This window comes from Anabaena sp. FACHB-83, from assembly GCF_014697485.1.
Classification (GTDB): Bacteria; Cyanobacteriota; Cyanobacteriia; order Cyanobacteriales; family Nostocaceae; genus Nostoc_B.
In genome coordinates, this window is record NZ_JACJRY010000008.1 from 154,847 (window position 1) to 168,083 (window position 13,237).

The window sequence follows — 13,237 nt, forward strand, 5'->3', positions numbered from 1 at the left end:
GTAAACCGTCTGAGTGCGAACAAACACCAAAAAGCATTTATGCTGATGTTTGGTCTTAGTGGGTATGAGATGGAGTCAACCAACTAAAGGCGATCGCTAGTTATAACATTTTGGATTTTAGATTTTGGATTTTGGATTGGGAAATTGCTTACTGGTGAGCTTTTCAGTAACCCATTTGTCGCAATCATTTTTCAAATTGGTATTACCTACACTTTTAATTTAGAAGAACAATTTGAGGAACTTGTGAGGGAGTTTCTTTATTAGCAGGACTGACGCATCAAAATTTTCTGTGGGGATTGGGTGTGAGGGTGAAAGGGTATAGGGGAGTATGTTTTTCCTTTTGACTTTTTACTTTTGCCTTTTTGTACTACTTCCAGGTTTCGACGGACGAACACGGCGTGATACTTTGCGCTTTTTGACTTTGCTGGTAGGGAGTAAACCGCTAATCCCCTGCTTTTGCATTCGCTTATATGCAGAACCACACCAATCACTCAAAGAATGACTCATCGCGCCGAGTTCTAAGCCAAGAAACAGGGCAAGATATTCTGTACCATAGCCAAGTAGTGATTTTTGAATATTTTCACCCAAAGCTGACCAGTTAAATTTTGTGTTTCCCAGTTTTTCAAAAATTACCAAAATTATCAATGCTGCGATCGCTAACAAGCAGGAAAGATAAATGACTCGCAGTGTCGTCCCAATAATCGGCCCATGCGATAAAAAAGAACGATGACGCAGGCTTTTTTGATAAGGTAGCCAAATCCAGCGCAAATAACCCCAGCGTTGATATTGCCGAGAGTAAATATCTAAGTCAGGGCCAAACATCAAGCCGCCAAACATAAACCCACCAGCCACCAGCAAGGTCACGCTGCTACTGCGGGTCTGCCAAAAAGCCACACCCGCCACCAGCGGCAAAGCCCACAGAGTAATGCGATCGTGCGTTTGACCAGAGGGCATTTAAAGGTTCTCAAAAATATTCAAAAAATTTTTCTCAAAAATACTAGCGCGATTCAAAATATTTTGCTATATTATTTAATTGTGAGCGCAAACGGGCGGTTAGCTCAGTTGGTAGAGCGCCTGCCTTACAAGCAGGATGTCATCAGTTCGAGTCTGGTACTGCCCATATCTAAAAAAGCTGTCCTTGTGGCAGCTTTTTTAATTGGAAGCATAATCTTGCCGCGTGACTTGCGGTAATATTGTGGTGAATTATTCTAAATCACCCTAAATCACAGAGTAATTTTAGCTGAGATTTAGCACAGTGAAACTAACTATTGAGGTGGTAAACAGTCGTTTAAAAGCGGCCAAGATTGGGGTGAGGGTTGAGGCAAGAGGCGATCGCTTATCTTTACGTGCCGCACTGCCATACCTCTTCAGTGACTTGTGGTGAACATTTCGGAAATGGTACCGTCTACAAGTTGGCAAAGGAGTAGAAAAAGTTTTCTCATCATGAAGCGCAGACACAAAGTAGCTGGTTTTCAAGCATTACTCTTCAGTGTTAGCTTAGTTTCCACATATTTGTTACCTGAGTCTACTATTGTTGCTGCACCACCAAGAACCCCAGATAAAACGGTCAACTGCGAGATGTTGGTAGTAGGTGGTGGACTATCTGGAGTAGCCACGGCTTACGAGGGGTTACTAGCAGGACGAACAGTATGTTTGACAGAAATTACCGACTGGTTGGGGGGACAAATTTCATCTCAGGGGACATCTGCGTTAGATGAACGACCAACCCAACGCGATCGCCAATTCTATTCTCGCGGCTATACTGAATTACGCAATCGAATTCAACGCTATTACGGCAAACTTAACCCTGGTGAGTGTTGGGTAAGTGATTCTTGTTTTCTGCCCCGCGATGCACACATCATTATGACGCAAATGCTCAAGGATGCCGAAAAAAAGGGTAAAGGTAAGTTGGAATGGTTTCCCAACACAGTAATTAAGGAATTAAATATTAGTCAGAATCGGAAAATCATTGAAGGTGCGATCGCAATTCAACATCAACCAGCCAAAGGCGCACCACCTCTCAATACTTTTACCTTATCTCAAACTATTGAAGATGCCCATCGCTACCAAAATTCATCGCGGTTGAGTAAAAAAATTATCCGCTTTGTTCCCAAGGTTCCCAAAAAAGCAACCACCAGCAATTCCCCCCAGTGGTATGTGATTGATGCCAGCGAAACTGGCGAAATCATCGCCTTAGCTGATGTTCCCTATCGTTTGGGTATTGATGCGCGTTCTTTCCTCGAACCATCTTCTTCCAGCACCAGCAATGATCCTTACTGTACCCAAGGTTTTACTTATACCTTTGCAATGGAGGCTACCAAGGAACCGCAACCCCAAACCATGCCCCCATTCTATTTACAGTATTCACCATATTTCAGCTATGAATTAAAAAGATTAGCAGACTTTGGCTTAGTTTTCACCTACCGCCGAATCTGGCATCCGAATCCCGGACAACCCACACAATTTAACGGTGTGAGGTTTACTGCACCCACACCAGGGGATATTTCGATGCAAAACTGGACTTGGGGTAACGACTACCGTCCAGGAACTGCCAAAGATAACTTGATTTACACTCGCCAACAACTGCAAGCTACAGGACAGTTAAAACCAGGCGGCTGGATGGGAGGACTGCGGACAGAAACCCTCCGCAGAGGAGAGGAAAACGCCCTGGCGTATTATTACTGGCTGGTAAAGGGAACTACAGATTCTCAGTTAGGTAAGGGTGTGAAGCAACAGCAAACGAATAATCGATTTCTGTCTGGCTTAAATTCTCCAATGGGGACAGTGCATGGCTTATCAAAATATCCCTATATGCGAGAAGGTAGGCGAATTATTGGTCGTCCTAGTTGGGGACAACCGGAAGGCTTTATGATTTGGGAAGTTGATATTTCTCGCCGCAACTACAACGATGAGTATTATCGCAAAACTTTATCTGCGGATACCTATCGTCAGTTAAAAGCAACACTCGCAGGTTTAGAGGCTGCATCTGTAATTACTGGTCAAGTCTCACCAGATAAATCCTTACGCCGTAGCCGTTCCACAATTTATCCTGATGCTGTGGGTATTGGTCACTACGCCATCGACTTTCATCCTTGCATGACTCAAAGTCCGCCAGAAGCCCCAGGAAATAAAGAACGTCCGGGAGAAAGGCGCGGCGCAGGACAGGCTTACCCGTTCCAAATTGCACTGCGGGCAATGATTCCCCAAAAAATTGATAATTTAATTGTGGGTGGTAAAAGTATTGCTACCAGCCATATTGCTGCGGCTGCATATCGCGTACATTCCTTTGAATGGTCTTCTGGTGCGGCGGCGGGAACTGTGACTGCTTTTGCTTTAAAAAATCAGATTGCACCTTATCAACTTGTGGATGATTTACCCAAAGCAGAACCGCAATTACAAGCCTTAAAAAGTTTATTAGAAAAAAACGGCAATCCTACCGCTTTCCCTGACACTTCAATTTTTAATCAAAATTGGGAAGATTGGCGATAGTTAATAGTTTGAGGGATTGGGAATGAGAAATATGTTGTGTTCATTCTCAATCCTGATTTATAGCAGTTCTCGACTCAGTGAAGTACAGGAAAAAATAATTAACCGCAGATGGACGCGGATGGACGCAGATGAAAATAGATAAATTTGTACCTCAGTAGACTAGTAAATGCTATATCATCATTTCTGCTTTTAAATTGTTAAACCATCTGCTATTGTTACATCCCAAGCACTATCAACTTCAGCAGATGCTTGGCGGTAAGCTTCTTCTAGTTCTTGATTTCGTAGCAATTCTAATGCTTGTTCAATTACCTGAGAACGAGATTTACATCCTTTGTTCAGCTTGTAATTTTCGATAAACTCCACTAAATTCAGTGGTAAAGAAATAGATAGTTTTTCGACTTTCATCTTCCTAGCAATTAGTAGTAAAAATAATTCATATAGCAATCCTATCTGAGTTGTGAAAAAGTATTCTTTTTAACGAACCGCAAAGGACGCAAAGGACACAAAGAAAGAAAAGAAAGAGAATTTCACAAATGATTTAGGATTGCTATAGCAATCCTATTTGAGATGTAAACAGAAGCAATCTGGAAGGCTTGTAAATAAGCGATCCTGCGAATGTTTCGTTTGTAATTCATTTAGGATTGCTATACTATAGTATAGTATAGGAATTTGATTGGATTGCTCACAGGACTTATGCCCAGAAGAACATGAGTAAGTGCGATCGCATAATAAAATTGCAGCTAAGGAATTAACCAAAACGCCCTGAAACATAGTCATGGGTACGCGCATCGATGGGGTTATAAAATATTTGATTTGTGACACCAAATTCCACCATTTGACCAATTCGGCTTTCGTCGGTGCTAAAGAAAGCTGTAAAATCAGAGACGCGGGCTGCTTGCTGCATGTTATGGGTAACAATGGCAATTGTTAATTCTGAACGCAGACTGTGAATTAATTCTTCGACTTTCATCGTTGCTATGGGGTCAAGTGCTGAACAAGGTTCATCCATTAACAGTACTTTGGGTTTAATGGCTAAAGCACGGGCTATACAGAGTCGTTGTTGTTGACCTCCAGAAAGTCCTAATGCAGATTTATTGAGTTTATCTTTTACCTCGTCCCACAAAGCTGCACCTTTTAAAGCTGACTCGACAATTTCATCTACTTCTGTTTGCGATCGCCTACCTGCTATTCTGACTCCATAAGCGACATTCTCATAAATACTAATCGGAAAGGGATTTGGTTTTTGGAATACCATCCCAATTTGACGACGCAGGCGGTTGACGTTAATTTTTGAGTCGTAAATATTTTGACCAAAGAACTCTACTTTTCCTTCTACTTTGACTGGCCCTTCTAATTCACTAATCCGATTGAGAGTTTTGATAAAAGTTGATTTCCCACAACCACTAGGGCCAATTATTGCCGTTACTTGATTTTGATAAATATCTATTGATATGCCTTCAATTGCTTTAGAAGTGTTGTAGTAAAAGCTGAGATTTTTAACTTTGATGGCAGGATTGAGATTATTCATATTTAGTAAAAGCAGTAAATAAGTTTCAATTAAATTTTTTTCTTACTTGTGACTAAGCGTGAAATCAAACTCACACAAATAACTAAGCCAAGTAAGACGATAGCAGTAGTCCAAACCAATTGATTTTTTTCGGGGTCTGGGTCGTTATACAGATTAAAAATTAATACAGGTAACGAAGCTGTGGGACTCAGCAATCCTGGAGACCAATCTAAACTAAATAATGCCGTGAAAATTAGGGGTGCTGTTTCACCTGCGGCGCGGGCGATCGCGAGTAAAATACCTGTAGTAATTGCAGGTAAAGCCGCAGTTACTACAATGCGAAATGTTGTCTGAAACCGCGTCCCACCCAAAGCAGCAGACGCAAGGCGTTGGTCTTTAGGAACTAATTTTAATGCTTCTTCTGTTGTCAGAATCACGATAGGTAACATCAACACAGCTAAAGCAAAGCCACCTGCAACTGCGCTAAATCCTTTAGTAACTAACACAATTACACCGTAAGCAAAAATACCAACAATAATTGAAGGTACACCAGTCAAAATTGTGGTGATGAAGCGAACAAATTGCGATGCTGGGTTAACTTGATTAAATTCTGCTAAAAATATCCCTGTTAATATCCCAATTGGCAGACTGAATATTGAGCCAATCATTACAACTGTAATCGTGCCTATAATAGCATTACCCAAGCCATAATCAATCACTGATTTGACAAACATCTCTGGTCTCAAACTGGAGAAACCGCGTTTGATAATTTCCCATAAAATTGATATTAAAGGAATTAACGCTAAACCTGTGAATGCAAAGGCGATCGCATTCATACTATAAGTAAATAATTGTCTACTTGTTGGCAGTGGAGCATATAATTCTTTTGCCAATAAAGATTCATCTATTTGCGAATTTTGAGAATCGGTCATATCTTTAATTTATGATTTATTTTTATTACTAAACCACCGCACAAATAACCTTGCAGCAATATTTACAGCTAAGGTCAATCCAAACAAAATCAACCCTAAATAACTCAATGAGCCAATATGTAATCCTGGTTCAGCTTCTGCAAATTCATTGGCTAATATTGAGGGAATTGTGTAGGCTGGGTCAAGTAAAGAAGCACTGATTTGAGAAGAATTACCAATCACAAGAGTGACAGCCATTGTTTCACCCAAGGCTCTACCCAAAGCCAGCATTGCTGCACTGACAATACCAGAAAATCCTGCTGGCAATAACACCCGAAAAATGGTTTCCCAACGTGTGCTACCCAAAGCCATTGAGGCACTGCGTAATTCTTTGGGTATAGCAAGTAAAACATCGCGGCTAATAGCAGCCATTGTCGGCAAAATCATAATCGCTAACACAATGCCTGCGGTTAACATATTTGTGCCGATAGGATCTACCGAGTTAAATATCGGTATCCAATTAAAATGAATTGCTAACCATTTTTGTAACGGTTCTAAAGCTGGAATAAATACAAAGATTCCCCACAAGCCAATAATTACACTAGGAATTGCAGCTATTAACTCAACAACAAATGCTAATGTGCTTCTAACAGATATGGGTAAGAAATTTTCGCTAGTGACTATTGCAATTGCAATGCCGACGGGGATAGCAAATAAAATTGCGATCGCACTACTCACTAAAGTTCCATAAATATAAGGTAACGCCCCAAAAACCTGATTACCCGTATCCCAATCTTGACCCCAGAAAAACCCAATACCAAACTTCTCAATTGCTGGTTGAGCCTCTTTATAAATTACCCAACTCATCACAAACAAGATGGCGACGGTAATTGTAGCGAAAAGATATGTTAACCACGTAAATCCTTTATCTACCCAAGAATTTATTCCATTAGTTGCGGTTAAATCTAAATTTTCTTCAGATGAATTTGTCATAAATAGAAATATTAATTTATTTAATTTAATAATCTGGAAATTTTTATTTAGTAGAAGCTTCTTACAGTTACTTAAAAATTTATAAATAGGGAGAGCTATAGCCACCCTATTTATCTATACGAAATTGTGTTACAAATTCGCTTCTATTTGACGGAACTGTTTACCGTTTGTAATACCCGATTGGTAACATCAGATGGAATTCTTGTGTAGTTAAGGTCATCATTATATTGTTGACCATCTTTGAGTACCCAATTAATCCATTTCCTAATAGCATCAGCTTTTGCTGCTGTAGGATATTGCTTGTAAACCATCATCCAAGTAAGACCAACAATGGGATAACCTTGCGCTGGATCACCAACAAATACGCGATAATTATCAGGGAATCTTACAGATGATAAAGCTGCGTTAGCAGTTTGTAAGGAAGGAGAAACAAATTCGCCTTGTTTGTTTTGTATTTGTGCTGATCTTAAATTGTTTTTGGTAGCGAAGGCATATTCTACATAACCAATAGAACCAGGAGTACGTGCTACCAAACCAGCTACACCTGGGTTGCCTTTACCTCTGAGAACATTTGGTAAAGTCCATTTAGGCGCAGTGCTTGTACCCACTCTACCTCTGAAATAACCACTAATATTACTCAAGTGGTTGGTGAAAATAAAAGTTGTACCACTACCATCAGCGCGGACTACAAATTTAATCGGTTGATTGGGTAAGTTGACACCAGGATTATCAGCTTTGATTTTAGCGTCGCTCCAGTTGGTGATTTGACCAGAAAAAATAGCAGGCAATGTAGCGCGAGATAATCTCAGGTTGCTGACACCAGGGAGATTGTAAACAACAGAAACTGCGCCGCCTGCGGTGGGTACTAATATGACACCTCTTTTAACTTGGGCGATTTGTGCATCTGTCATAGCTGCATCACTACCACCAAAGTCAACAGTACCCGCAGTAATTTGACGAATCCCGCCACTACTACCAATTCCTTGATAGTTAATTTTTAATTCTGGATGCTTCTTTCTCACTTCACGGGCATATCTTTCATAAAGTGGAGCGGGAAAAGTTGCGCCTGCACCATTCAGAGTTTCAGCCTGAGCAACTGCTGACAAAATAGGACTCAAGGCAACAGCAGATGCTACGACTGAAGTAGTAAACGCTCGGTACAAAGTGGTGGTCGAAAAGGTCATATTTCTCCGTATTTTGGCAAGATTTTTACTTTACTTGCAGGTGTATATAAATATGTATTATTTAAATAATTAAATTAGTTTAATCAATGGTAAATAACAGATTAAATATGGTTAAAAATTAATTAATCACTAGTTTTTAAACTCTCAATCAACCATTTTCGACAATATAGAAAAATTGGCGAATTAAACATAATTTTTTATTTATATATAGTTAAAAATTACGCTATCAAACTGTTAGCGTGTAAAATAATTACCTGTAACAATATAAACGAAATTATTTCCGCATTTTTAAATCAAAAACTTACGATTGTTAAACTATTTTGCTGTCTTTTAACGAGCAGCCTAATTTCCAAGAAGTAAATTATAAATCTACTCATTGGAACACTAAAACAAATATTTATCTCTTCATAAATAGTGAATGACTGTTACAGCGTTATTCATTCCAATGAGGTAGATTCTTCTAGCCTCTATCCCCTAAAACGCTGAGTCAATACATTTCAAGCAGTTGAAATCATGCTGATATGGAGTAAGTGATAAATTTAGTATTTGTAGTAAAAATAACCTCTTAAGAAACCTGAGAGGTTAATGATCGATTTTCATCAAATTAAATTTTGATTATGAATAGGTACACAAGAAATTAACTATGCAGTTAGTAACAACACTAACTACAAGTATGTATTATTTATGTTTCAGGTTTAATATTGCAGCGATCGCCTAATCTCTACTTTTAAGCTAATTACTTAATTTACCCGATTCATCAAAAAATCATCAATTACCATCATAAATTTATTCAAATTTTAAAAAAGAATTTGCTTTTTTAAAGAAGAGCTTACTTAAGTAGTCTCAAATATTGTTAATTGCAGGTTATATATTAAAATTAATCCCGAAAATGCTGCAATTCAGTAACAAAAAACCGAATTTTTTAGGTTTTTATGGTAACATATTTTACAGCAAACATTGATAACAGCAGTAACTTTTTACCCTAAATTTATACAGATATCTAATATCAGTATATTTGCTGTATAGCTTGAATGAAGAAAGTCAACTTTTAGTTTGATCACCAGTGTAGTATATAAAGCCACGGATTTTCATGATTGCGTTTAGTCAACATCAATACACTTACAATTTTCTGGTATGAATAAGCTAATTGCAGCAATCAAAGTTAAAAATCTTAGCCTTTACTACAACACCCAAAAAATCCTGGAAGGAATATCAATGGATATTTACCAGGATAAAGTCACAGCAATTATTGGCCCTAGTGGTTGTGGTAAGTCTACTTTTATTAAATGCCTCAATCGGATGAATGAATTAGAAGCAGAAGTCCACGTTGAGGGAAAAGTAGAATTTTACAATCAAAACATTTATGAACGTCGTGTCAATTTAAATCGCTTACGCCGTCAAGTTAGTATGGTGCTGCCTAAGCCAAATTTATTTCCGATGAGCGTTTATGATAACGTTGCTTATGGGGTGAAAATACTGGGATGGCGGCCGAAAGTGGAATTAGATCAAATTGTCGAATCTGCCATCAAAGATGCTGATTTGTGGGATGAAGTCAAAAATAAGCTGCATAAATCTGCTTTAGAGCTTTCTGGTGGACAACAACAGCGACTTTGTATCGCCCGTGCTTTAGCAGTCAAACCCAAAGTTATTCTCATGGATGAACCTTGTTTTGGGCTTGATCCTGTCGCAACCACAAAAGTAGAAGGATTAATTCAGAGTTTGCGTTTGCGATCGGAATTAACAATGGTGATTATTAGCCATAACTTACAACAAGTCACGCGCATATCTGATTTCACAGCTTTTTTCTCTACCAATGAACATCGCATTGGGCAGATGGTAGAATTTGGACTTACAAAAAAGATTTTCTCTAACGCCCTTGACGTTCGCACGCGGGAATATGTGTTAACCCGTCTTGGTGGTAAATATGAAAATAGAGGCTAGGAGCTAGAGAAGAAAGTTACTCATATTTATTTTAATTTATATCTCTCTAGCGGTTCTTATCCCAATGAGACGCAAGAATAATTAATAGCAGATAAACGCAGATATAGCAGTAGTCAAGTTGGTTAGGACATCGATAAATGATAAAACTTAGACACCACAAAGCTTTTAACCCTGTCACCTGTCCCCTGCTATAGATGGGCGGTATCCGGTGGGAGAGTAGTAGTTTGCCTAAAATCCTAGTAAATGGTCAAGTGAGGCTATTGCAGAAAGGTAAAGTATTGTCGATATAACTCACAGCTTGGCATTACTTTATCTTTTAACTGTTTGATCAGTCCCATACTGCTGAGTTTATAAGTCATACTCGCATCTAATGATATCGGTTGTCGAGCATTTATGACGGTATCTAATGCTTTGGCTAATTCAGGTTGTTCTTGTAATATTGCTTGATGACGTTGTAAATGAGATGAATAAATTCCGCTTGATGTTGCGGCGGTATCAATGAATTGAGCAAAACTGATTTCTCCGCAACTGAGATGATAAATAGCCAGATGTACTAATGCTGGATGTCCTTCTACCATAGCCATTAGTTGTGTAGCTTCTTGTCCATCAGTCCAATTGAGTCCATAGCGTTGAGCTAAGTTTTGTACCTGTTCTAAATTAAAGTTGTTTAACTCTATTGGCAATCCTACATTAAATGGGGATTGTTTTAATTGCAGAGGTACATAAATTTCTGTGGAGTGAACTATAATCAATCGTAACTTTTGCCAAATTGGTTCTCTTTTAGCTTCCTCATACCAGGAACGAAATAAAGGTAAAACATCTTTAGCTACTAACGGATACTCAAACAGATATTGCACTTCATCTAATGATAAAACGATGGGAGTATCTATTTGCTTTAATATATGGTTACGTAAATAAAGGGAACAACTAATTTTACTACCGATATCTTCATCCCAATAATCTTCAAGTTTCATTTCCAGTTCTAACTGCTGGGTAATGTTGGCGCATAGCCAGCGTAAAAACCGATGTAAATTCTGCAAAATTACGTCGTCAATTTGCTCTAGATTTAAGCTAACAATGCGATAGCCTTGATTTGCCGCATCATGCAAAGTTCTCAAGAGTAAAGAAGTTTTACCCATTTCTCTTGGTGCTTTAATACGGACTAATGCACCGGGTTTTCTAATCTCTTGATAAACCTGCATTTCCACCGCACTTCTTTCTATGTAAAAAGGAGAATCTAGGGGAACTGCACCACTGGGGTAAGAAGGGAGATTTACAGAGTCGGGAGTATTTTTAATCGACACAGGACGATAAGGACTAATGTGGTATAAAAATACAGGTTCTGAGATATTTTTAAGATGATGCTGCCCTAAACTAACTACATTAACTGGTAAATGATTTTTCACTTTATCATAGACAGTTTGAGATAAACAAATTCCGCCAGGTTGAGCTTTTGCGTGCAGTTGCATCAATAAATCTAACCTTTGGGGGATGACATAATTATCTGTGAAAAATGCCTGCTTTGTATTGAGGTTGTCGATGTGTCCACAATGAATACCAATTCGATGTAGCAGCTTATCTGGATTGAGCAAATTAGTGGGGGCGATCGCTAGTGCTTTTTGTATTTTTATCGCACTATTTACTGCTGTTTCTGCACCCTCAAAAGAAAATAGTAATCCTTCGTCGCTTGAGTGAATAAGTTGCCCGCCAAATTGTTGACAATACTGCTGTAAAGTCTGTGAATTTTCTTGATAATTTGCTGCTATTTCTGATGTATCAGCAATACTGCCCACAAACATCAAGGTAGAGTCAGTAACGACTATTGGGGAATTAGCAAGTTCTAGTGCTAACTTTTGATTTACCCAATCCAAATCGAAAATCTTAGCATAGATGGGGTTTTTGATAGTTAAACTGCCTTGATGTTGGGTAACAAGCCCAGACAAACGTAATTCTAGGTACTCAGGGAAGTTTTGAGCCGGGATTGCTCCTTGTTGTAAAATCTGTTGATATAGTTGCAGTAATTGGATAGTTTTGGGAGTATTGCGGAGGATGCGATCGCGTATTGTTCTTAAATGTTCTGGTTCGTCCTGAGCCTCCCAATTATTCACAATTTTCTGTTGCACAATTTTCTCAACCCACGGCGCTGCTGCATTTTCATTATCTGGAAGATATTCTGTTGTATTCTTACAGCAATTAACAATTAACCAACATAGCTTTTGCGTCAGGAATGGCTGTCCACTAGTCCAATATAAAATCTCCTTTAATATGGCTTGTGGATTGCTAACTTTGCCTGCTAATCCGGTTATTAAAGGTTCGCTATCTGCGAGTTTAAACCCTTGTAATTCAATTGCTCGACCAATATTAAAAGGTGTAGAATAGTGTTTATCTTGAATCAAATCTGACGGTGAAGCCACTCCCAACAAAGCAAATGCCAGTCGCCTATATGCTGGTTTAATCGCTCGATTTTCATAACAGTGGCGAATCAAGGCAAAAAATTCATCGGTAGAAAACTTCAAACCCAGCACATTATCAATTTCATCGATAAAGATGACAATTTTCTGCTGAATCTGAGTCAATAATACTGTTTCGATAAATTCATTTAAGCACTGGATAGGCGATAGATCATCCCTTTCTCTTAACCAACTGCGCCGATTTATTTGCAGTTGAAAACCGCTCACCAATTCCTGAATAATCCCCCCATACCATTGCGTAGCCGTAATTTGCTGGCTACCAATGCCGCTTAACTCAATCTCTGCACAGGCAAAACCTTGAGCTTGCAACTTATTCATCGTCCGCACTCGCAAACTAGACTTCCCCATTTGTCTAGCGTTGAGGACATAGCAATATTCAAGTGCTAATAAGCCTTCATAAAGTTCAGTATCAGCTTGTCGCACGACATAAGTGAGCGCATCAGGTGGGAGGCTGCCACCAAGCTGATAAGTGGGGTTGGGTTTGGCAGACATTGGGATTTTATAAATGCTTAAAACTTGCTTCAGTGTTAATTCTCACATGGTTTTAGATTTTTTCATACCTGAATTTAGCTGAACTTAACTAAATTATCTAAATAAAACTGAACTTAAATCGTCCTGAATTTAACTCAACTATTGAATTCATAGGTGAGGCTGAATTTGGCAAACATTGGTGTTTTTTAGAAGAGCAAAGCAAGATTGATTTAATAATTCTCCTAACTAGCACATTTTAGAAGCTTTATA

The 13,237-nt window shown here is 38.8% G+C and carries 10 protein-coding genes and 1 tRNA gene; 4 read left to right on the plus strand and 7 right to left on the minus strand.

Translation table 11 applies throughout. The features are described from left to right. Positions 1–348: 348 nt before the first annotated feature. Positions 349–954: a metal-binding protein gene (locus tag H6G79_RS12755; RefSeq protein WP_190591098.1), complete on the minus strand. Its 606-nt coding sequence runs from the start codon at positions 952–954 to the stop codon at positions 349–351. 93 nt (positions 955–1,047) lie between these two features. Here H6G79_RS12755 and H6G79_RS12760 point away from each other — a divergent pair. The 3 genes from H6G79_RS12760 to H6G79_RS12765 all read left to right on the plus strand — a co-directional run bounded on the left by H6G79_RS12760 (position 1,048) and on the right by H6G79_RS12765 (position 3,489). Then, positions 1,048–1,120 (plus strand) — tRNA-Val (locus H6G79_RS12760). A gap of 135 nt (positions 1,121–1,255) precedes the next feature. Continuing rightward, complete coding sequence (locus H6G79_RS37315) at positions 1,256–1,384, plus strand: hypothetical protein (RefSeq protein WP_277877241.1); 129 nt, start codon at positions 1,256–1,258, stop codon at positions 1,382–1,384. A 59-nt stretch (positions 1,385–1,443) separates the two neighbouring features. After that, a complete protein-coding gene (locus tag H6G79_RS12765) occupies positions 1,444–3,489 on the plus strand; it encodes an FAD-dependent oxidoreductase (protein ID WP_190591100.1) in 2,046 nt (681 codons plus the stop codon). Between the two features lie 189 nt (positions 3,490–3,678). Here the strand turns inward: H6G79_RS12765 and H6G79_RS12770 are convergent, their stop codons facing one another. From H6G79_RS12770 to pstS, 5 genes are all read right to left on the minus strand, one after another. Beyond that, on the minus strand, positions 3,679–3,894 hold the full coding sequence (locus H6G79_RS12770) for a ribbon-helix-helix protein, CopG family (RefSeq protein ID WP_062295238.1): 216 nt from the start codon (positions 3,892–3,894) through the stop codon (positions 3,679–3,681). A gap of 343 nt (positions 3,895–4,237) precedes the next feature. Next, positions 4,238–5,017 carry a phosphate ABC transporter ATP-binding protein PstB gene (gene pstB, locus H6G79_RS12775; protein ID WP_190591102.1) on the minus strand — a complete coding sequence of 260 codons (780 nt, stop codon included), beginning with the start codon at positions 5,015–5,017 and terminating at the stop codon, positions 4,238–4,240. Positions 5,018–5,046: 29 nt separating this feature from the next. Continuing rightward, a complete protein-coding gene (gene pstA / locus H6G79_RS12780) occupies positions 5,047–5,928 on the minus strand; it encodes a phosphate ABC transporter permease PstA (RefSeq protein WP_190591104.1) in 882 nt (293 codons plus the stop codon). Between the two features lie 9 nt (positions 5,929–5,937). Next, a complete protein-coding gene (gene pstC, locus H6G79_RS12785; protein WP_190591106.1) occupies positions 5,938–6,900 on the minus strand; it encodes a phosphate ABC transporter permease subunit PstC in 963 nt (320 codons plus the stop codon). 143 nt (positions 6,901–7,043) lie between these two features. Further along, positions 7,044–8,084 carry a phosphate ABC transporter substrate-binding protein PstS gene (gene pstS / locus H6G79_RS12790; protein ID WP_190591108.1) on the minus strand — a complete coding sequence of 347 codons (1,041 nt, stop codon included), beginning with the start codon at positions 8,082–8,084 and terminating at the stop codon, positions 7,044–7,046. 1,134 nt (positions 8,085–9,218) lie between these two features. Between pstS and H6G79_RS12795 the strand changes: the two genes are divergently transcribed. Then, a complete protein-coding gene (locus H6G79_RS12795) occupies positions 9,219–10,025 on the plus strand; it encodes a phosphate ABC transporter ATP-binding protein (RefSeq protein WP_190591110.1) in 807 nt (268 codons plus the stop codon). Between the two features lie 257 nt (positions 10,026–10,282). Here H6G79_RS12795 and H6G79_RS36705 read toward each other — a convergent pair whose 3' ends face one another. Then, complete coding sequence (locus tag H6G79_RS36705) at positions 10,283–12,988, minus strand: AAA-like domain-containing protein (RefSeq protein WP_242048303.1); 2,706 nt, start codon at positions 12,986–12,988, stop codon at positions 10,283–10,285. Positions 12,989–13,237 lie beyond the last annotated feature (249 nt).

Bases quoted from the DNA above. Each gene is read 5' to 3' on its own strand.
- H6G79_RS12795 (WP_190591110.1), top strand. From the start codon at position 9,219: ATGAATAAGCTAATTGCAGCAATCAAAGTTAAAAATCTTAGCCTTTAC.
- H6G79_RS12770 (WP_062295238.1), bottom strand. From the start codon at position 3,894: ATGAAAGTCGAAAAACTATCTATTTCTTTACCACTGAATTTAGTGGAG.
- pstC (WP_190591106.1), bottom strand. From the start codon at position 6,900: ATGACAAATTCATCTGAAGAAAATTTAGATTTAACCGCAACTAATGGA.
- H6G79_RS12765 (WP_190591100.1), top strand. From the start codon at position 1,444: ATGAAGCGCAGACACAAAGTAGCTGGTTTTCAAGCATTACTCTTCAGT.
- pstA (WP_190591104.1), bottom strand. From the start codon at position 5,928: ATGACCGATTCTCAAAATTCGCAAATAGATGAATCTTTATTGGCAAAA.
- H6G79_RS36705 (WP_242048303.1), bottom strand. From the start codon at position 12,988: ATGTCTGCCAAACCCAACCCCACTTATCAGCTTGGTGGCAGCCTCCCA.
- H6G79_RS12755 (WP_190591098.1), bottom strand. From the start codon at position 954: ATGCCCTCTGGTCAAACGCACGATCGCATTACTCTGTGGGCTTTGCCG.
- pstB (WP_190591102.1), bottom strand. From the start codon at position 5,017: ATGAATAATCTCAATCCTGCCATCAAAGTTAAAAATCTCAGCTTTTAC.
- pstS (WP_190591108.1), bottom strand. From the start codon at position 8,084: ATGACCTTTTCGACCACCACTTTGTACCGAGCGTTTACTACTTCAGTC.